General features: G+C 56.7%; 19 protein-coding genes and 4 tRNA genes. 4 read left to right on the forward strand and 19 right to left on the reverse strand.

Annotated elements, in window-relative coordinates; all coding sequences use genetic code 11:
* Window positions 1-7 precede the first annotated feature (7 nt).
* From AB5Y83_RS11960 to ruvA, 17 genes are all read right to left on the reverse strand, one after another.
* Window positions 8-83, reverse strand: a tRNA-Val gene (locus AB5Y83_RS11960).
* A gap of 16 nt (window positions 84-99) precedes the next feature.
* A tRNA-Lys gene (locus AB5Y83_RS11965) sits at window positions 100-175 on the reverse strand.
* A gap of 24 nt (window positions 176-199) precedes the next feature.
* Window positions 200-275, reverse strand: a tRNA-Val gene (locus tag AB5Y83_RS11970).
* Window positions 276-306: 31 nt separating this feature from the next.
* Window positions 307-382: transfer RNA gene (locus AB5Y83_RS11975), tRNA-Lys, on the reverse strand.
* A 174-nt stretch (window positions 383-556) separates the two neighbouring features.
* Window positions 557-1,360 carry a tol-pal system protein YbgF gene (ybgF, locus tag AB5Y83_RS11980; RefSeq protein WP_368175223.1) on the reverse strand — a complete coding sequence of 268 codons (804 nt, stop codon included), beginning with the start codon at window positions 1,358-1,360 and terminating at the stop codon, window positions 557-559.
* A 158-nt stretch (window positions 1,361-1,518) separates the two neighbouring features.
* Entirely contained in the window at window positions 1,519-2,043 is a 525-nt protein-coding gene (gene pal / locus AB5Y83_RS11985; RefSeq protein ID WP_005304908.1) for a peptidoglycan-associated lipoprotein Pal, read from the reverse strand.
* Between the two features lie 49 nt (window positions 2,044-2,092).
* Window positions 2,093-3,418 carry a Tol-Pal system beta propeller repeat protein TolB gene (gene tolB / locus AB5Y83_RS11990; RefSeq protein ID WP_005335728.1) on the reverse strand — a complete coding sequence of 442 codons (1,326 nt, stop codon included), beginning with the start codon at window positions 3,416-3,418 and terminating at the stop codon, window positions 2,093-2,095.
* A 95-nt stretch (window positions 3,419-3,513) separates the two neighbouring features.
* Complete coding sequence (gene tolA / locus AB5Y83_RS11995; RefSeq protein ID WP_013723471.1) at window positions 3,514-4,647, reverse strand: cell envelope integrity protein TolA; 1,134 nt, start codon at window positions 4,645-4,647, stop codon at window positions 3,514-3,516.
* Window positions 4,648-4,652: 5 nt separating this feature from the next.
* Window positions 4,653-5,099 (reverse strand): protein TolR, encoded by a 447-nt coding sequence (tolR, locus tag AB5Y83_RS12000; protein ID WP_005335733.1) that lies wholly within the window; start codon window positions 5,097-5,099, stop codon window positions 4,653-4,655.
* Window positions 5,099-5,788, reverse strand: a complete 690-nt coding sequence (gene tolQ, locus AB5Y83_RS12005) for a protein TolQ (protein WP_005335735.1) — start codon at window positions 5,786-5,788, stop codon at window positions 5,099-5,101. Before tolQ ends, tolR begins: the two co-directional genes overlap by 1 nt.
* Window positions 5,778-6,185: a tol-pal system-associated acyl-CoA thioesterase gene (gene ybgC, locus AB5Y83_RS12010; protein WP_005335737.1), complete on the reverse strand. Its 408-nt coding sequence runs from the start codon at window positions 6,183-6,185 to the stop codon at window positions 5,778-5,780. Before ybgC ends, tolQ begins: the two co-directional genes overlap by 11 nt.
* Before the next feature lie 105 nt (window positions 6,186-6,290).
* A complete protein-coding gene (locus AB5Y83_RS12015) occupies window positions 6,291-6,602 on the reverse strand; it encodes a cyd operon YbgE family protein (protein WP_167557594.1) in 312 nt (103 codons plus the stop codon).
* The gene (cydX, locus tag AB5Y83_RS12020) at window positions 6,589-6,705 is read right to left on the reverse strand and encodes a cytochrome bd-I oxidase subunit CydX (RefSeq protein ID WP_005304933.1); all 117 of its coding nucleotides are present in this window, start codon (window positions 6,703-6,705) and stop codon (window positions 6,589-6,591) included. Before cydX ends, AB5Y83_RS12015 begins: the two co-directional genes overlap by 14 nt.
* 14 nt (window positions 6,706-6,719) lie before the next feature.
* Window positions 6,720-7,856: a cytochrome d ubiquinol oxidase subunit II gene (gene cydB / locus AB5Y83_RS12025; RefSeq protein ID WP_005335741.1), complete on the reverse strand. Its 1,137-nt coding sequence runs from the start codon at window positions 7,854-7,856 to the stop codon at window positions 6,720-6,722.
* A gap of 11 nt (window positions 7,857-7,867) precedes the next feature.
* Complete coding sequence (locus AB5Y83_RS12030; RefSeq protein WP_005335743.1) at window positions 7,868-9,424, reverse strand: cytochrome ubiquinol oxidase subunit I; 1,557 nt, start codon at window positions 9,422-9,424, stop codon at window positions 7,868-7,870.
* A gap of 935 nt (window positions 9,425-10,359) precedes the next feature.
* On the reverse strand, window positions 10,360-11,370 hold the full coding sequence (gene ruvB, locus AB5Y83_RS12035) for a Holliday junction branch migration DNA helicase RuvB (RefSeq protein WP_005335744.1): 1,011 nt from the start codon (window positions 11,368-11,370) through the stop codon (window positions 10,360-10,362).
* Between the two features lie 8 nt (window positions 11,371-11,378).
* Window positions 11,379-11,993, reverse strand: a complete 615-nt coding sequence (gene ruvA, locus AB5Y83_RS12040; protein ID WP_005335746.1) for a Holliday junction branch migration protein RuvA — start codon at window positions 11,991-11,993, stop codon at window positions 11,379-11,381.
* Between the two features lie 260 nt (window positions 11,994-12,253).
* Here ruvA and AB5Y83_RS12045 point away from each other — a divergent pair, with 260 nt between their 5' ends.
* Window positions 12,254-14,263, forward strand: a complete 2,010-nt coding sequence (locus AB5Y83_RS12045; protein WP_368175224.1) for a methyl-accepting chemotaxis protein — start codon at window positions 12,254-12,256, stop codon at window positions 14,261-14,263.
* Between the two features lie 81 nt (window positions 14,264-14,344).
* Here AB5Y83_RS12045 and lysE read toward each other — a convergent pair whose 3' ends face one another.
* Window positions 14,345-14,953, reverse strand: coding sequence for an L-lysine exporter (lysE, locus tag AB5Y83_RS12050; protein WP_368175225.1), 609 nt, complete (start codon window positions 14,951-14,953; stop codon window positions 14,345-14,347).
* 196 nt (window positions 14,954-15,149) lie between these two features.
* A complete protein-coding gene (locus AB5Y83_RS12055; RefSeq protein ID WP_021231752.1) occupies window positions 15,150-15,926 on the reverse strand; it encodes a LuxR family transcriptional regulator in 777 nt (258 codons plus the stop codon).
* Between the two features lie 62 nt (window positions 15,927-15,988).
* Between AB5Y83_RS12055 and AB5Y83_RS12060 the strand changes: the two genes are divergently transcribed.
* The 3 genes from AB5Y83_RS12060 (at window position 15,989) to AB5Y83_RS12070 (ending at window position 19,872) form a co-directional block, all read left to right on the forward strand.
* Window positions 15,989-16,627, forward strand: coding sequence for an acyl-homoserine-lactone synthase (locus AB5Y83_RS12060; RefSeq protein ID WP_021231751.1), 639 nt, complete (start codon window positions 15,989-15,991; stop codon window positions 16,625-16,627).
* Window positions 16,628-16,836: 209 nt separating this feature from the next.
* Window positions 16,837-17,736 carry a LysR family transcriptional regulator ArgP gene (locus tag AB5Y83_RS12065; protein WP_368175226.1) on the forward strand — a complete coding sequence of 300 codons (900 nt, stop codon included), beginning with the start codon at window positions 16,837-16,839 and terminating at the stop codon, window positions 17,734-17,736.
* A 99-nt stretch (window positions 17,737-17,835) separates the two neighbouring features.
* The gene (locus tag AB5Y83_RS12070; RefSeq protein WP_368175227.1) at window positions 17,836-19,872 is read left to right on the forward strand and encodes an exoribonuclease II; all 2,037 of its coding nucleotides are present in this window, start codon (window positions 17,836-17,838) and stop codon (window positions 19,870-19,872) included.
* The last annotated feature ends 187 nt before the right edge of the window (window positions 19,873-20,059 follow it).

A 20,059-nucleotide genomic window follows, 5' to 3' on the forward strand; every position in this document is an offset into this window, starting at 1 on the left:
TACAAACTGGTGGTCGTTACTGGGATCGAACCAGTGACCCCCTCCTTGTAAGGGAGGTGCTCTCCCAGCTGAGCTAAACGACCTGGGATTCTGAAATGATGGTGGGTCGTGCTGGATTCGAACCAGCGACCAATTGATTAAAAGTCAACTGCTCTACCGACTGAGCTAACGACCCATCTAAATCATTTTTTCTACAAACTGGTGGTCGTTACTGGGTTCGAACCAGTGACCCCCTCCTTGTAAGGGAGGTGCTCTCCCAGCTGAGCTAAACGACCTGGGAATTCTGTCTCCACCGAGTGGAGAAAATGGTGGGTCGTGCTGGATTCGAACCAGCGACCAATTGATTAAAAGTCAACTGCTCTACCGACTGAGCTAACGACCCTCACCACGACCAGTTCCGACTGCATTGCTGCTTCGGCTCTGACGGCGGCCTATATTACGGATTTAAATTTCCGGTGCAACAGAAAATTCGTAATTTAAATCCGTTTGCTCACTGTGCGTACAAATGCAGGCTGTTTTTACAGTAGCGTTACGAAAACAGTGACATACAGCAATGTTACAGCTTGGCCAGACTCTGTTTGGCCAACTGGGCCGGCGAGGTGTTGGGATAGCCCTTGATCACCTGCTCATAGAAGGATTTGGCTTCCGCCTTCTTGCCATCCAACTGCGCCAGCATACCCAGCTTCAGCAGCGCATCGGCTCGCTTGGGGGATTTGCTGTATTTGTTGGCCACGGTCGAAAACTGGGCCGAGGCTCCGGCTCTGTCACCCTTGTTGAACAGCAACTGGCCGAGCCAGTAGTGTGCATTGGGAACATAGCCCGAATTGGGGTACTGCTTGATGAAGCCCTGGAAAGCCGGAATGGCTTTGTCGTAGTTCTTCTCTTTGAGCACCATGTTGACCGCTGCGTCGTAGGCCTGATTCTCATCCTGATTGGTTGAGTAATTGGCCGCAGCAGCCGGTGTAGCGGCAGCAGCAGGGGCCGGGGCGGCCGGTGCAGCCTGCTGGCTGCTGGCAACCTTGTCGAGCTCCTGATAGAGCTGACGCTGGCGCTCTTGCGACTGTTCCATCTGGTAGGTCTGCTGCTCCAGCTGACCACGCAGCTCGGAAACCTCCCCTTGCAGGGAGTCGACCTGTTGCTGCAATTCAGCTTGCAGTCGCAGACGGGCATTGAGGGTGCGCTCCAGCAGGGCAACCCGATCTTCCAGGCTACCGGTGGGCACGATGGCGCCGTTGTTGCCACTAAGGACAACGCCACCACCCGAGTCACCGCCCAGATCGCTGACAGGTGCCGCAGCTTGCGCATTCAGAGCAACCATTACGGCCAGCGCAACGACAGCTTGCTTGTACACAGATTTCATTCGGATCAAACCTTAGCGTTTAGTACAGATAAAACGGCCAGCGCCATCGTCGCTCGCATATACAGATTTCATTCGGATCAAACCTTGGCGTTTAGTGCAAATAAAACGGCCATCGAAATGGCCGCTTGCATATAAACGAACTTCGTTCGGTTCAAACCTTAGTAAACCAGAACCGCGCGGCGGTTTTTGGCAAAGGCATCCTCGGTGTGGGACATGTCCAGCGGCTTCTCTTCGCCATAGCTGACGATGGAGAGCTGCTCGGCCTGCACACCCAGGGTTTGCAGATACTTGGCAACAGCCTTGGCACGACGCTCGCCCAGGGCGATGTTGTACTCCGGAGTACCGCGCTCATCGGCGTGACCTTCGATCAGGACTTTAACGCTCGGGCGCTCGCGCAGGTAGCTGGCGTGGGCATCCAGCAGATCAGCGTACTGACCCTGGATATCGTAACCGTCGAACGGGAAGTAGATCACGTTGTCACGCTGCAGTGCTTCGAACTTCTGACGCATCTGCTCTTCCGGGGACAACATGCCGTTGGCGCCGCCGGTTTGTACACCGCCCATGCCGTCGGTCATACCTGATTCAGCGCCAGCGGCGTCGGAATCAGAAGAAGAACTACAAGCGGCCAGGGTGAACAGTGGCAGTGCGATGGCCAAACCCTTGAGCAGTTTATTGAGTTGCATGCTATTTCCTTAAACCTTTATAACAAAACAAAAAACAATTGGATTTTTATCAATTCAAGAAGGGCGACCAAGCTGGTGCACGAATTTCACCGCTACTGGTCGGAAGCACAGCCTTGAAGCGACCATCAGTCGACACCAACGCGAGACTCTTACGACCCTGATAGATGGTGGCATAAATGATCATGCTGCCATTGGGAGCCACACTTGGCGACTCATCCAGAGCACTCTGGGTAAGGACCAACAGGGCATTGTTTTCCATGTCCTGACGGGCAATACGATACTGTCCCTGAACACGGGTCACCATCACCATGATTTTGCCATCAGGAGTGATGGATGCACCCTGGTTGGATTCACCTTCCCAAGTCATCCGGCGAGTCATACCAGTCGCCAAATTTACGCTATAAATCTGGGGTTTGCCACCACGTTCAGAGGTGAACAACAAATTTTGCCCATCCGGCATCCAGGAGGGTTCGGTGTCGATCACACGGCTGGTTGTGACGCGGGTCAGCTGCTTGCTAGCGACATCAACCACATAGAGGTTCGGTGAACCATCTTTGGAGAGAACGATAGCCAGACGACGACCATCCGGAGACCACTCCGGCGCTCCGTTGATACCGCGGAAACTGGTGATCAGGCTGCGCTGCTGGGTGTAGATATCCTGCACGTAGATTTCGGACTTCTGGTTCTCGAAGCTCACGTAAGCCAGCTTGCTGCCATCCGGCGACCAGGCCGGAGACATCAACGGCTCACGGGAGCGCAGCAAGGTCTTCTCGTTGTAACCGTCGTAGTCAGAAATACGCAGCTGGTACGGGAACTGGGTACCCTGCTGTACGGAGACATAAGCCAGACGGGTCAGGAAGGCACCGCGCTCGCCAGTCAGACGCTCATAGACGATGTCGGAGATACGGTGGGCAAACTGGCGCATCTGGGCACCCGGGATGGTCGCCATGCGGCTATCCAAAATGTAACCATTGCTCTCGCCACCTTGCGCCTTGGCCAGCTGGCCTTTCAGCACATCGACCAGCTCGAAGTTGACCTTGTAGGTGCCGTCACCGACTGCCGAAATGGAACCCACCACCACGGCTTCAACCCCTTGGGAGGCCCAGGGAGCGAAGTTGATCTCGCTGCTGCTGCTCGGGGTCTGCGGCATCTGGCCACGGGCCAGCGGCTTGAACTTGCCGCTGCGCATCAGGTCGTTGGAGACCACTTCCGCGATGTCCTGCGGCAACTGCCCGTTACCTTCCCACTTGAAGGGAGCGACGGCGATGGGGCGTGCGCTATCAATACCGCCGGTGATGACGATGTCCAGGGCCGCCTGGGCACTCTGGCCCAGCAACAAACAGCCAACCAAAGCAAAAAATACTTTTCTGATCATGGCTTAAATACTCGGTTCCAATATAGATGAGAGGTTAAATTCCTTTCTCGGCGAGAGGTTGCCAACCGGAGGCAGGCAACCTCGTTTTATCACGCTTAGATACTCGGTTCTAACTTCAGGTTAAATTCCTTCAACATCTCGAATGCCGCAGGATCCTTGGGCACAGGCAGTTGATTGGCTTTCAGAACAGCCGCCTTACCGGAACGACAAACCGCCGGGTCACCCTGGCCGTTATCTACCGATATGACAAAGCCACTGCTCGCAAGACGTACGCCGATAGTACATGTTTTGCCCCGCATGGTGGGATCCAAAATCATATACCGCTCAACAGTGGCCTTGATGAGCGCCGCATATTTGTCGACTTCGCCCTGGGCTGCTGCCGATGCGGCCTGACTGCGGGCATTGGCCTCAGCCGACAGCTGCTGCTGCATCATCTCTTCCATCTCTTTTTGCAGCTTGGCCTGCTCGGCGGCTTTACGCTTGCGCTCAGCCGCGATCTTGGCCTGCTTTTCGGCCTCTGCCTTGGCTTTCTTCTCTGCGTCAGCTTTTGCCTTTTTCTCAGCCTCTTCCTTGGCCTTCTTCTCGGCCTCGGCTTTGGCTTTTTTCTCTGCTTCTGCCTTGGCTTTCTTCTCGGCTTCAGCTTTGGCCTTCTTGTCAGCTTCCGCTTTCTTGGCCTTGGCTTCTGCCGCCTTGGCCTTCTCTTCAGCCTCTTTCTTCTCTTGTTCCTTTTTCTTCTTCAGCGCCAACGCCTTGCTCTCGGCTTCCGCCGCTTTACGCTCGGCTTCGGCCTTCTTGGCCTTCTGTTCTTCCAGCTTGCGGGCTTCCTCGGCTTTTTGGGCCTTCTCTTCCGCCTGCTTCTGCTCGGCCACCTTCTTCTGCTTCTCGGCCTCGGCCTTGCGAGTTGCCTCTTCGGCCTGCTTGCGCTTGGTCTCGGCGATGCGAAGCTGCTCCTGTTTCTGAGCCAGCTCGCGCTTGGCGAGATCCGTGTCTTCCTTATCCTTCTCTTTCTCTACCTTTTGAGGCTTGGGCTGAGATTTCTGCTGCTGGATCTGCTTGGCCTGTTCGTTGAGGAAGTTCTCATCGAGCATGACGGCATTGACGATCTGCCCCTTCGATTCGGGTCGTTTCGGTTTGCTGAAATCGAGCCCGACAAACAGGATGATGCCGATGATCAGGTGCAGCAGAAACGACGCGATGAGATAACCGGAAATACCACGCTTCACATCCATCTCCGTTAGTTCACCGGATCTGTCATCAGGCCAACCTGAGGCACACCCGCATTCTTGAGGGCCACCATCAACAGGATCACCTCTTCGTAGCGCACGGCCTTGTCACCCGCGACCACCACGGGGGCATTCTGGTTGATCGCCAGATAGCCCATGGCTTTTTCGGTGATGTATTGCTGCATCGCCTCTGGCGTGCCACTTGGCACCGGCTCGTCATCGGCTTCGCCAGCCTTGATGACATACTCGCCTTCGGTATTGACGCTGACGATGAAGGGCGGCTTGGCATCTTCCGGCAACTGCTCGGACTCAGCCTGTGGCAGATCCACCTTGACCCCTTGCGTGATCACCGGCGTGACCGCCATAAAGATGATAAGCAGCACCAGCATGACGTCGATATAGGGAACCACGTTGATCTCGGCCACCTTCTTGCGCCGGATCCGCTGATAGGTTTGCATTACTGATCACCCTGCTGCTGTGCAATTTGACGGTTCAGAATGGTGGTGAACTCGTCCATGAAGTTGGCGTAGGCGTTCTCCAGCCGCTCGACCTTGTTGGAGAAGCGGTTGTAGAAGATAACCGCCGGGATAGCGGCAAAGAGACCCATGGCGGTAGCGATCAGCGCTTCCGCGATACCCGGTGCCACCATCTGCAGGGTGGCCTGCTGCACCTGACCCAGGGCGATAAAGGCGTTCATGATCCCCCATACGGTACCGAACAGACCGATATAGGGGCTGATGGAGCCGATGGTCGCCAGCACCGGCAGGTTGGATTCCAGATCATCCACCGCGCGGGAGAGGGAAACACGCATGGCGCGGTAGGTACCATCCATCACCGCATCCTGACCACGGGCACCGGCCTTGAGCAAGCGGGCATACTCCTTGAAGCCGGAGTAGAAGATATCTTCCATGCCTTCGATATCATCGCGGCGGGAAGAGGACTCCTGATAGAGGCGATTGAGATCGACCCCTGACCAGAAGCGATCTTCAAACTGTTCCGATGCGAGATTGGCCGCCTTGATCGCCTTTGAACGCTGGATAATCAGCGCCCACGAGACAATAGACATGCTCATCAGGGTCATCATGACCAGTTTTACCAACAGGCTGGCTTGCCAAAACAGGCCAATAAACGAAATTTCAGCGTGCACTTAACAGCACTCCCTTGATTTTTTCAGGTATAGCTACAGGTTTCATTTGCGGATGACTGACACAGGCTATCTGTACCATCGCCTGGGTGATCAGTCGTCCATCAGCCGCTAGGATCTGCTGCGAAAAGCGCAGGGATGCGCGTTTCACTTCAATCACTTGCGTTAATACATTCAATAGTTCATTAAAACGGGCCGCCGAGCGGAAATCGATCTCAGTTCGGCTCACCACGAAGGCATATCCCTCCTGCAGCCAGACGTCCTGTTCGACCCCTTTGGCACGAAGAAACTCGGTGCGAGCACGTTCCATAAACTTGAGATAATTGGCGTTGTAGACGATGCCCCCGGCGTCGGTGTCTTCGTAGTAGACACGCACCGGAAACTCAAAGACTTCCCCCATAACAATCTGTGATCCATTCGACAGTCAGATGGGGGGCTATCATAGCGCAGGGCTGAATAGGAAAGAAGCAGGGGGAGACAGGGAAATCCTGCCTCCCCCCGTTTTTTATGAAAGGAAATATGAATGTGTCAGCCAGAGGCCATACAACAAACTGGGCCAGGCGAGCCAAGGGTTGAACAGCACACGTCCGGGCAGGCTTTTCAGATGAAAGCCAAGCCCGTTAAGTACGCCACAACAGACGGCCCACATCAGCCAGGGAGCAAGCCAGAGACCATGCTCGCTGGTGTTGGCCGCGATCAGATTGGGGGCCTGTAAAATAGCGACGGCCAACAAGGCCGCCGCGAGTAACATCAACCCCTGCCACGGCTGCCGCTCCAGTGGAGCGGCCAGCCTGGCGAGTCGATCATTTGTTTTCATCGATCTGACGATCCATGTTCTCGGTGTGTTCCAGCCACAGCGCATTGATGATGCCAAATGCACAGGCCAGCAACAGCCCCAGGATCCAGGTGAAATACCACATTGTCAGCGCACCTCTTAATAGAGAGATTGTTGGTTATCTTCGATGTGCTTGTTGGTTACCCGGCCAAACATCTTGATGTAAGTCCAGATGGTGTAACCCAGCACAATCGGTACGAAGATCGCTGCGGCCACAGTCATCACCTGCAAGGTGTTGAAAGAGGCGGTAGCATCCCACATGGTCAGGCTCAGTGACGGCTCAAGGCTTGAGGGCATCACGAACGGGAACATGGAGAAACCGGCAGTGAGGATGACCCCGGCAATCGCCAGCGAGGAGCTGGTAAACGCCAGCCAGCCGATGTTCATGCGGGCAAACAGCGCAGTCAGCAGGCTCATGGCCAGACCCAGTACAGGGGCGGCCACCATCCACGGATAGAGGGTGTAGTTGTTCATCCAGGCACCAGCCTGCAGGACAACTTCCTTGTTCATCGGGTTGGATACTGCGTCAGTCGCGGCAGCCTTGACGATGACATACCCTTCCATACCGCTTACCCACCAACCCGCGGCAGCAAACAGCACCAGGGTCAGCAGTGAGCAGATCATGGCAGCCGTGCGGGAACGCGCCAGCACTTCACCGTCGGTCTTCATCATCAACCAGGTTGCGCCCTGGGTGAGCAGCATGAACAGACTCACCAGACCAGCCAGAATGCCGAACGGGTTAAGCAGACCAAAGAAGTTGCCGTGATAGGTCAACATCATGAACTGGTTAAACTCGAACGGAACGCCTTGCAGCAGGTTGCCAAAGGCCACACCAAAGACGATGGGCGGTACGGCGCTGCCGGCGAACAAGGCCCAGTCCCAGTTGCTGCGCCATTTGGCATCAGCACGCAGGGAGCGGTACTTGAAACCGACCGGACGCAGGAACAGCGCCATCAGCGTCAGGATCATGGCGATGTAGAAGCCGGAGAAGGTCGCGGCATACACCATCGGCCAGGCGGCGAACAAGGCACCACCGGCAGTGACCAGCCAAACCTGGTTACCTTCCCAGTGCGGCCCCATGGTGTTGAGCATCACGCGGCGCTCGACATCTTTCTTGCCAACGAACGGGAGCAGTGCACCTACCCCCATGTCGAAGCCGTCAGTGATGGCAAAACCGATCAGCAGCACGCCGACCAGAGCCCACCAGATGACACGCAGAGTTTCGTAATCAAACATGGTCGCTCTCCTTATGCCTTGATCTGTTCAAAGTGATACTTGCCAGTCTTCAGGCTGCTGGGGCCAAGACGGGCATACTTGAACATCAGGTACATCTCGATAACCAGAAGTACGGTATAGAACAGGCAGATACCGATCAGAGAGAACCAGATCTCGGCTGCAGGCAAGTTGGATGCAGAGAGGGAAGTCGGCAACACCTCTGCAATGGTCCACGGTTGGCGACCATATTCAGCAACAAACCAGCCAGCTTCGATCGCGATCCACGGCAGCGGGATACCCCACAGCAGACCCTTGAGCAGCCACTTGCGCTTGCCGATCTGGTGACGGGCACTGTCATAGAAGGCCATACCAATCAGCACCAGCATCAGCATGCCGACGGCAACCATGATGCGGAAGGCGAAGAACAGCGGCAGAACCTGCGGGATGGAGTCATCCACGGCGGCCTTGATCTGCTCGTCGGTAGCATCGGTCACGTTGCTGGTGTAGCGCTTGAGCAGCAGACCGTAGCCCAGATCCTGCTTCACTTCGTCGAAACGAGCGCGGGTCTCGTCAGACTTGTCACCAGATTGCAGCTTGGTCAGCAGGTCGTAAGCGGTCATACCGTTGCGGACGCGCAGTTCGTGCTCGCTCTTCAGATCCTTCAGACCGGTTACCTGACCGTCCAGAGAACGGGTCGCGATAATGCCCAGTGCATAGGGGATCTTGATGGCGTAGTCAGTGCGCATCTCTTCCTGATTCGGAATACCGAACAGGGTAAAGGCGGCCGGAGCAGGTTCAGTCTCCCACTCAGCTTCGATAGCGGCCAATTTCACCTTCTGCACTTCACCGGTCTCGTAACCGGATTCGTCACCGAGGATCAGCACGGACACGATGGAAGCCATACCGAACGCGGCGGCAATGGCGAAGGAGCGACGGGCAAACGCCACATCACGATTCTTCAGCAGGTAGTAGGAGGAGATACCCAGCACAAACATGGCGCCACAGGTATAGCCAGCCGCCACAGTGTGGACGAACTTGACCTGAGCAACCGGGTTGAGCACCACGTCAGCGAAGCTCATCATCTCCATCCGCATGGATTCGAAGTTGAACTCGGCACCGACCGGGTTCTGCATCCAGCCGTTGGCGACCAGGATCCAGAGGGCTGAAAGGTTGGTACCCAGCGCCATCAACCAGGTGGCAGCCAGATGCTGATGCTTGCTCAGACGATCCCAACCAAAGAAGAACATACCGACGAAGGTGGACTCCAGGAAGAAGGCCATCAGCCCTTCGATAGCCAGCGGGGCCCCGAAGATATCGCCGACATAATGGGAGTAGTAAGCCCAGTTCGTCCCGAACTGGAACTCCATGGCCAGACCTGTGGTGACCCCCAAGGCAAAGTTGATACCAAACAACTTACCCCAGAATTTGGTCATGTCCCGGTAGATGGTGTTGTTGGTCATCACATAGACGGATTCCATGATCGCCAGGAGAAAGGCCATTCCCAGCGTCAGGGGTACAAACAAAAAGTGATAAAGGGCCGTCGCAGCGAACTGGAACCGCGATAGGTCTACCACATGCTCAGCAATCATGATGTTTCCTCACCGATTATTGGCACGGCTATTTTAAGTTTTAAGCACAAAGCTTCCGTTGGAGGTTAGCGAATGAGCCTTATTGGGACGTGTCACAACAAAACGCGTTCAGTAACCACTGGCATTAACAACAAGGCAATACGAGAACACAAATAAAGCTAATGTTTAACAATTCCAAAACAATCAGCCTAAATTTATTCTCGCCCATGATGACCGGGTTTTTATATCACCTTTATTTGATTGAAATCAATGTAAAAGGACCCGCCATACATGGCTTTGAAAGGCATTTTTAATCTATTTCACGATTATTGACGCGAGCCAGATCACAAAACACAATAAAGCGTAAAACATTGATTTAAATCAATTTAAGAATTTAACATCCCGCCGCTCGGTTTAATTTGAAAAGCGTGAATGACGCGCCTTTTTCCATGTTATCCGAGTCAGGCAATCTGATTCGAAAACTCAATTTAAAATTGCAAAGAATGCATACTCATGCGAACCAATTTCATCAACAAAGACATTAGATAAACTAATTTGAAGAGTGCAATTTTTCTTGTTTGCCGGGGTCGATTCGAACTCCTACAATGCGCCTCGCAGTGAGGGCATACCCTTGGATACAGGCCGGTTAATCCGGGTTCACGGTACGTATTCGACGATCAATTTGAACCTGTCTATTGGAATCGAAGATGAAAAAGTTTGTTGCTAAAACCATCCGTTACTACAAGCTTTCCTTTGTTCAGCTCTATCAACTGAACCGACTCTGAGAGCTCGCGACGGCTCACCTGTTTATTTTCCGGTCTGTGTCCAGACGCACTCACTGTCTGTGAACATCCATCCTGAATTGTCTTTGCCCACCGCATCCGCCGTGGGCTTTTTTTTTGCCCGGATAATAAAAAACCGCCTTTGACGGCGGTTTCATGTTCAAACGACTGTTTTTACTTCTCATCTGGTCGCTGAAGACCGAAATGAGCGTAGGCTCGTGTGGTCGCAATCCGTCCTCTGGGTGTACGTTGCAGATACCCTTGCTGGATCAGATAAGGCTCCAGCACATCTTCGATAGTATCTTTCTCTTCCCCGATCGCGGCGGCCAGATTATCGAGACCCACAGGTCCCCCCATAAACTTGTCTATCACAGCCAACAATAACTTGCGGTCCATGAAGTCGAAGCCTTCATTATCGACATCCAGCATGTCCATGGCGCGAGCAGCAATGGGACCGTCGATCCGGCCATCGGATTTCACCTGGGCAAAGTCGCGCACCCGCCTTAACAAACGGTTAGCAATCCGCGGCGTGCCGCGAGAGCGACGGGCGACCTCAATGGCACCATCTTCCGTCATGTCGAGCCCCAGACAACGGGCGCTGCGGGAGACGATATCGGTCAGGTCCTTGACGTTGTAGAACTCCAGCCGCTGGACGATACCGAAGCGATCCCGCAGCGGGCTGGTCAGTGAACCTGCCCGAGTGGTGGCGCCAATCAGGGTAAAGGGAGGCAGATCCAGCTTGATGGAGCGAGCTGCGGGTCCCTCCCCGATCATGATGTCGAGCTGGTAATCCTCCATCGCCGGATAGAGCACCTCTTCCACCACCGGACTGAGACGGTGGATCTCGTCGATGAACAGCACATCGTTCGGTTCGAGGTTGGTGAGCAGCGCGGCCAGATCCCCCGCTTTCTCCAGCACCGGGCCGGAGGTGGTCTTGATATTGACCCCCATCTCGTTGGCGACGATGTTGGCGAGGGTGGTCTTGCCCAGACCCGGCGGACCGAAGATCAGCAGGTGATCGAGCGCTTCTCCCCGCTGACGGGCCGCTTCGATAAAGATCTCCATCTGTTCGCAGACGGTATCCTGACCGGTGTAGTCAGCCAGCTTCTTGGGGCGGATAGCCCGGTCAATAATGTCATCCTCACGGGCAGCACTGGCCGAGATGAGGCGGTCTGCTTCAATCATCAACTACCTCATACCAGGCTACGCAGGGATTCACGGATGATATCTTCCACCGACATCCCCTCTTTGGCGATCTTGCTGACAATCTGACTCGCCTGCTGCGGCTTGTAACCGAGGGCCACCAGCGCACTGGCCGCCTCCTCGGTCACATCCGGTGCCCGCAATTCGGGCTCACTGGCTGGCAAGGTGACCATGGCCGGGGAGAAGAGGTCGTGACTGACCCAGCCTTTGAGACGATCCTTCATCTCCACCACCAGCCGCTCGGCGGTCTTCTTGCCGACTCCCGGCAGTTTGACCAGAGAGCTTATCTCTTCACGTTCGACACTCAGCACGAATTGGGTAGCTGTCATGCCGGAGAGAATAGCCAGCGCCAGCTTGGGGCCGACTCCGTTGGTCTTGATCAGCTCGCGGAACAGCGCCCGCTCCTGTTTGTGGTTAAAACCATAGAGCAGCTGGGCATCTTCCCGCACCACGAAGTGAGTATGGATGGTCGCTTCCTTGCCGATCTCCGGCAAATCATAGAAGCAGCTCATCGGCATCTGTACCTCATAGCCAACCCCGCCCACTTCCAGCAGGACCTCGGGGGGCTGCTTTTCAATGACAATGCCTCTCAAGCGACCAATCACGGCTCTCTCCTCACCAATACAACTATTCGTAAATTGGCTCATAGCATAAAGAATAACTGGATAAGTATCCAGCATAGGGCAGCAACACCCGCGTAGTCAGAGAGGCTTTTTATCCCATTTTCCACCATGCTTGATCGGGTGCAGCCAGTGCACGGGATGTTTCAGCGCCGCACCGGCCCCCGAGCGGGGGATAAACCACTACACTAAACCCGTTCGGAACCGAAACTGGTGCCAATGTCGATACCAAGGAAGGCCATCACATGAAAATTGTTACCACCTCCAATCTGGGTCTTGCCATATTGCTCGGCTGTACGCTGGGCATGGGGGTCGTTGGCTGGTATGGCAGCCAGCGGCTAGCCAATCTGCTCTCCTACGTACTGGGCGCCGCCTGGCAGACCGCCGACGGTGCCATGGAGGGCTCCATAGAGCTGGGCAACCAACAGCTACAGATTCAGAAGATGCAAAACGGAACCCCGCTCAATCGCGCCGAACTCGATGCAGCCAAGGCGGCGACCGATGACGCGCTGGCCCGGGTCAGCCAGGGGCAGCTCATTGATGGTGCGGCCCTTGCCACCATGGAACAGCACAAGCAGGACTATCAACAGCAACAAGAGAAGCTGCTGGCGCTCTATCACGCCTATACCGAGGTGGATCAGGCACTGCATCACAACGCCGATCTGATGGCCCGCCTCTCGACCCAGCTGGAGGTGATTGGCGACGGCGCGGTCGAGGCGCTGACCCAATCCCCCGACCAGACCATCAGCTGGAACAGCGGCCTCTCCACTCGCTGGGAAGCGGCCGACGGGGGGATGGAATCCAACATAGGCTTTTTGCGCCAGCTCTATGCGCTGGAGAAGATGCGCAGACAAGGAGTCACAGAGGCGATCAAGGCCGAGCTGAAAGAGGCGACCGATTTCTACCACGAAGCGGTCGACAGCATGCTCGGCACCGGGCTGTTCGATATCGAGGGAACCGGCGAATTTGCCGGCAAGACACTGTCGGCAGAGTATCACGCTCTGTTGGCCCGGCATCAGCAACTGATGGGACAGTGGGTCGATGCACTCGGCAGCTATCAGACCCAGCAGTCCGCCTATGAGGTCAGTGCCGATAAGCTGCGACAACAGCTGGTTGCCATCGAGGAGAGCGGCGATGCTACCGTAGAGGATCAGGTAGCCCAGCTCAACGGCATCATCAGCCAGACCCGAACCCTGCTGCTGGGTGGCCTGCTGCTGAGCCTGATCATGGTCACTCTCTGCGGCTTCTGGCTGACCCGCAAGCTGGTGACCCCGCTGCTGCAAGTGGACAAACGAATGCAGGATATCGCCGCCGGCGAGGGAGATCTCAACGCCCGCATCAACCTGCAACGGGATGACGAGATAGGCTCGCTGGCCAACAGCGTGGATCGTTTCATCGAGAAATTGCAGAAGATGATCAGCTCCACCATGGACAACAACCAGCACATCAGCGAACACGTTCACACCTCGGTCAACCGGGTGGAGGCAATCAGCCAGAGCAGCCGCCAGACCGCCGAACATGCGCTGGCCCTGCACCACGACAGTGAACAGATGGTGCAGGTCGCCACAGGTATCTCGGACAACTGCAGCATGGCGGCCCACAATGCCAATGAGGTGCGCCAGCTGACCACCGAGAGTAGCCAGTATGTCGCCTCCGCCAGCGCGGGCATGCAGCGGGTGGTACAGGAGGTGAGCGAGTGTGCCATCGCCATCAACTCCCTCAAGGAGCAGGCGGGTCAGATTGGCCAGATCATCTCCACCATCAGCGGCATCTCGGAACAGACCAACCTTCTGGCCCTCAATGCGGCCATCGAAGCGGCCCGCGCGGGGGAGATGGGACGTGGCTTTGCGGTGGTTGCGGACGAGGTGCGCACCCTGGCCAATCGCACCGCGACATCAAGCGCCGAGATCAGCCAGGTGATCAGCAGCATCCAGCAGCAGACCGAGACCGCCTACCTGATGATGCAGCGCAACCTCAAGACGGTGGAGTCCGGCATGCAGGACTCCGAGAACACCAAGCAGATCCTGTTCAAGGTGGAAGGCGCCATCGACCAGCTGGCCGACATGGTGCAGCAGGTGGCCGTAGCCACAGGGCAACTGTCACACACCCTGAGCCACTCCTCTGACAAGGTCTCCGGCATCAGTCTGCAAGCCAGAACCGGCGAACAGGAGGCACAGGAGTGCCTGCAGCTCGCCTCCTCGCTCCATCAAGCCAGCCTGCTGCAACAGCGCCTGCTCTCCCAGTTCAGGGTCTGACCCCTTTCAATAGCAAAGATGCCACTCATATGAGTGGCATCTTTTTGTTACCGGTCGCTCATTCCTGCCGCCTTAACTTCCTTAACGTCCTGTGGCCAGTTGAACAGCCAGGCTCAGCATGATTATGCCAACCAGCAGATCGATCCCCTGCTGCACCCGACTGCGGGCCAGCCAGGGCGCCAGTGCCGCAGCACCCAGCGCCAGCGAGTAGAACCACACCAACGAGGCCAGCATGGCCCCCGCAGCAAAGGCCGGACGCAGGGACTCGCTTACCTGACTGCCAAGGGAGCCGAGCAGCATCAATGTATCGAGATAGACGTGAGGATTGAGCAGCGTAACTCCCAGCGTCATCGCCAGCACGCTTTTGGCACCCATCTGCTGAGCAGAATCGGCAAGCCCCTCCCCTTTACCACGCCAGGCACTGAGCAGGGAACGGCCACCAAACCAGCCGAGAAACAGCACACCACCCCAGGTAAGCAGCGCCATACCGAGGGGGCTGGCGGCCAGCACATTGGCTCCGCCAAATACACCAATGGCAATCAGGGTGAGATCGCAGAAACTGCAGAGCGTGGCCGTCAGCAGATGGTGATTGCGATGGATGCCCCGGCTCAGCACAAAGGCATTCTGGGCGCCGATGGGGATGATCATGGCAAGACCGATGGTAAAGCCTTGCAGTGTCGTTGCGAGCATTATGGAGAGTACCGTTCGAAATGATGAATGAGCGGCACTATAGCGATGGCAGTTCCTTCTTAGAAATTCATTGATTTACTGATTGATTCATTTTGCTAATCACTTGGAGTCACCAAAAGCCCCATCCGAAACCAATAGTCAATAGCAGGATCTGACAATTGAGTCCCCCTGCTTCTGCCCCGAGAATCAACAGGTTCTATTGCATCAGTTTAGGGAAGTTGGTGACAACAACCTGTTCAAGATTCGGCAGCAAAATGCCACTGCTAATCCCCTTGGCAATGGCTTGATAGCGATTCATTGATCCGGTTTTGCGAGTGACCTGATTGAGGTGGTAATTCACCGTACGCTCGGTGATCCCCAAAATGCAGGCGATCTCCCCCGATGTTTTCCCCTCACTGGCCCAGAACAGGCATTCGGTCTCGCGATCCGTCAGGGCGGCTTGTTGATCCGAATCCCTCAGGCGCACAACCCTGATCGCAGCCTCGAAGATGTAATTGGCCATCCAGGAGAGGATCGGCGAGGACTCCAGCAGCAGATCGCTCGAAGCCCGCTCGGAGGTGATAAAGGAGAGGATTCCGTTCTCCCCGGCTGCGCCGTGCAGAGGGAAGGAGATGCCATTGCGCAATCCGAACTCGGCGGCCAGTCCCATCACATCCATGCTTCCCTCTTGCAGAAAGCGAGCCCGCTCATCGAGGCGGTTCCAGTAAATGGGCAGCGTCTGCTTGCGTGCCAACTGAATCACAGGGTCACACGCCAGCATGTTGTTATCGGTATAGGTCTGTACCCAGGAGATAGGGCACTGATTAAACAGTACCACTTTGGGTCTTTGCATCGACATCGGAATGATCAGGGTAAAGCCGTAATAGTCATAACCCATATCGACCGTAAAGCGACCGATCAATCCGGCAAGACGGTCACCATCCGTCACCGAAGTGAAATGTTCCAGATACTCAAACAGTTGCTCTTGTTTCATATGCTAGCCCCCCTAGCCAAGCTTCTGATTATAACGGCGAACAGGCAGAGAGAGAGTTCATAATGTTGGTTTTCAAAGGAAAATTGAGAGATCACCCACGAAACGCCGTAGAGAACGAACTCTATCAATTTCGAAATCGCGTCTTTTCCGACCGGCTAGGCTGGGACGTCGAGTCTTACCACGGTTTGGAACGCGACCGCTTTGACACGCCAGACACCCATTGGGTACTGGTCGAAGATGAACAAGGAGTCTGCGCCTGTATCCGTCTGCTCAGTTGCGCCAGCGCCTATATGTTGCCCAGCATTTTTCCCACCGCCCTTGCCGGTGAAAATGCGCCCCGCACTCCCGAGATCTGGGAACTCACCCGTCTGGCTATCGATGCGACCCGCGCTCCGTGCATGACCAATGGTGTCAGCGAGCTGACCTGCGTGCTCCTTCGGGAAGCCTATGCGTTTGCTACAGCCAACGGCATCAAAGAGTTTGTTGGTGTAGCCAGCCTGCCCGCAGAACGCATTTTCCGCCGTCTCGGAATCCCTATGGCTCGTCTGGGCCACCGCCAAGCGGTAGATCTCGGTGCAGTTAAAGGTGTCGGCCTGCGCTTTTATCTGGATGAGCGATTTGCCCTGGCGGTCTCGCAGCCGCTCATCGGACACTATCAAACTGCCACCTATCGCTCGCATGAGTTAGCGGCCCAGATATAAAAAATCCCGGGAAAACAGGCCCGGGATAAACGTATCGCTGTATCGCTATGACCCCGCAGGGCTGCCCCCTGCGGTCTCTAGCAGTATGCCTTCCTTACAAGACAGACCACCACTGTCAGATATCACAGCGCAACGCCCCTTCCACCGCCCATTGTTGTCCCCTGCCGAGTGACGTAGAGTCAGCCCTTGGGCAACGGAAGGGGGAGAAGATGAAAGAGCTGGACTACAAACTGCTGCGGGCGCTAGATGCGGTACTGCAGGAGCAGAACTTCGATCGGGCGGCCAAGTCGCTCCATATCACCCAGTCGGCCATCTCCCAGCGGATCAAGCAGCTGGAGCAACAGTTTGCCGAGCCGCTGCTCATTCGCAGCCAACCACTGCAGGCCACGCCACTCGGCCAGAAGCTGCTGGCCCACTATCGGCAAGTACATCAGCTTGAGCTCGAACTGGCGGGGGAGCTGGCCCCCGATGAGCCGCAGGGGCCAATCCGGATCAGTATCGCTGTGAACGCCGACAGCCTGGCCACCTGGTTTCTGCCCGCCATTGCCCCCTTGTTGAGACAGCACCCCATCGAGCTCAACCTGCTGGTCGATGACGAGAGCCGCACCCTCGACAAGGTCCGCGAGGGTCAGGCCTTTGGTGCGGTCAGCCTGCATCCCCAGCCGCTGGCGGGTTGCTGCGTCGACGAGCTCGGTGAGATGAACTATCTGCTTACCGCCAGCCCCGCCTTCGTTGCCCGCCACTTCCCTCACGGCCTGACCCGGGAGGCACTGGCCAAGGCACCGGCGGTAGCGTTCGATCAGCGCGATGACATGCATGTGAGCTTTATGAGGGAGCACTTCGGGCTGGAGCCGGGCGGTTATCCCTGCCATACGGTCCACTCGTCAGAGGCCTTCGTCGCCATGGCCGAACAGGGGTTGGCCTATTGTCTCATCCCCGAATTGCAGATAAGAGGCCAGCTGGCAGGCGGGTCACTACTCAACCTCAGTCCCTACCACGTCCTGACGGAACGCCTCTACTGGCACCGCTGGGTACTGGAAAAAGGGGTTCACAAGCAGCTCTCCCAACGCCTTATCGACCATGCCAGATCGCAGTTGAAACCACGCTGAGCAGGCCATTCACCTTGGCTTTGCAGGGCTAAAAACGTATAGTGCTGGGCGATCCTTCATCAGGTCTCCACCCAGGTTTTCACTTCAGGTTCCTCACTTATGTTCCAAGACAATCCGCTGCTGGCCCAGCTCAAGCAACAAATCCGCGAAAACATCCCGAAGAAAGAGGGTGTGATCCGCGCCTCGGACCGGGGCTTCGGCTTTCTGGAAGTCGATGAGAAGACCAGCTATTTCGTGCCGCCTCCCTACATGAAGAAGGTGATGCACGGTGACCGGGTGACCGCCCTGATCCGCACCGAAAAAGAGAAGGAAGTGGCCGAGCCGGATACCCTGCTGGAGCAGTCCGTCACCCGCTTCGTGGCCCGGGTCAAGATGTTCCGCGACCGCCTCAACGTGGTCGCCGACCACCCGCTGATCAAGGATGCCATCAAGGCCCGCGTCAAGAAGGGTCTGGATGAGAAAGAGTTCAAGGAAGGTGACTGGGTGGTAGCTACCCTCAAGCGCCATGCGCTGGTCGACGGCAACTTCTCTGCCGAGATCATCCAGAAGATCGCCGCCCAGGAAGATCACAATGTGCCCTGGTGGGTGGTGCTGGCGCGCCACAATCTGGCCCAGGTAGAGCCGGCTGATTTGCCGGAGTGGAAGGTGATCGAAGAGGAAGAACTGCCCCGTCGTGACCTGACCAAGGTGCCCTTCTTCACCATCGATGGTGCCAAGACCAAGGACATGGACGATGCGCTGGCCATCACCAAGCTGGACAACGGCTGGGAGCTGCTGGTCGCCATCGCTGACCCGACCGCCTATGTGGCCGAAGGGAGCGAGCTGGACAAAGAGGCGGCCCAGCGCGCCTTTACCGTCTACATGCCGGGCCGCAACGTGCCGATGATCCCGCGCACCCTCTCCGACGAGCTTTGCTCCCTGAAAGAGGGCGAGGAGCGCAACACCCTGTGCGCCCGTCTGCTCATCGCCGAAGATGGTCTGCTACTGGAGGAGACCGAGTTCTTCGCCGCCCGCATCTGCTCCCATGCCCGCCTCAACTATGACGACGTCTCCGACTGGGCCGAGCATGGCAAAGAGCTGTCTATCGACGCAGGCGTACTGGCCCAGCTGCCGCTGATGAAGGCGATGACCGAAGCACGCATCGCGTGGCGCACCGAGCATGCGCTGGTATTCCCGGATCGTCCCGACTACGACTTCGAGCTGGGCGAGAATGGCGAAGTGCTGGCCATCCACGTCGAGCCGCGCCGCATCGCCAACCGCATGGTGGAAGAGTCGATGATCGCCGCCAACATCTGCGCCGGTCGCGTGCTGGGCAAGAGCGTCGGTTACGGCATCTTCAACGTTCACACCGGCTTTGACGAAGAGTCCCTCGACGGCGCCATCGACCTGCTGAAGAGTGCCGAAGCCCCGTTCGAGCGCGACGAGATCGCCAGCCTCTCCGGCTTCTGCGCCCTGCGCCGCTGGATCGACAACCTCGACACCCGCTGGCTGGATGGCAAGATCCGCCGCTTCCAGAGCTATGCGCTGATGTCCTCCGAACCGGGCGCCCATTACGGTCTGGGTCTGGATGCTTACGCCACCTGGACCTCCCCGATCCGTAAATACGGCGATATGGTCAACCATCGTCTGCTCAAAGCCGTCATCGCCGGCAAGACCCCGGGCGAGCGCCCGAGCACCGAGCTCACCGAGCACCTGACCGCCTGCCGCCGTCTGCACCGCATGGTGGAGCGCGACATCGGCGACTGGCTCTATGTTCGCTACCTCAAGGCCGATGCTGGCACCGACAAGGTGTTCAACGCCGAGATCATCGACGTGATGCGTGCTGGTCTCAAGCTGCGTTTGCAGGAGAACGGCGCCGTGGTCTTCATGCCTGCCCGTCACATCCTCGACAACAAGGATCGACTGGAGTGCAACTGGGACAACGGCCGCGTCTATCTGGACAAGACTGAGGTGGTCTACGAGCTCGGCCAGATCATCGAGGTGAAGCTGACCGAAGCGGTGGAAGAGACCCGCTCCCTTATCGCCAAGCCGGCGGTGGAGTTGGTGCCGGGCCCGGCACCGGAAGCCCCGGCGACCGAGAGTGCGCCAGCCGATAGCAGTGAAACGCCCGCTGAGGCTGCCCCCAAGGCAGAATAAGCCGCTCAGAATGATCTGATCTGCCGAGAGCCCGCCATCGTGCGGGCTCTTTTTTGCCCGGCATCCCGCCCTACAAGCTGCCATATATACCGTTATGGCACACAGTTTTATCCACGATTGGCAGAGAACGCAGTGAATGTCTCCACCAGCAGGGCTGAAAGCAACCGTTATGTGCGCTGCATCTCCT

Origin of the sequence: Aeromonas sp. R5-4, from assembly GCF_040908215.1 — a bacterium.
Classification (GTDB): domain Bacteria; phylum Pseudomonadota; class Gammaproteobacteria; order Enterobacterales; family Aeromonadaceae; genus Aeromonas; species Aeromonas veronii.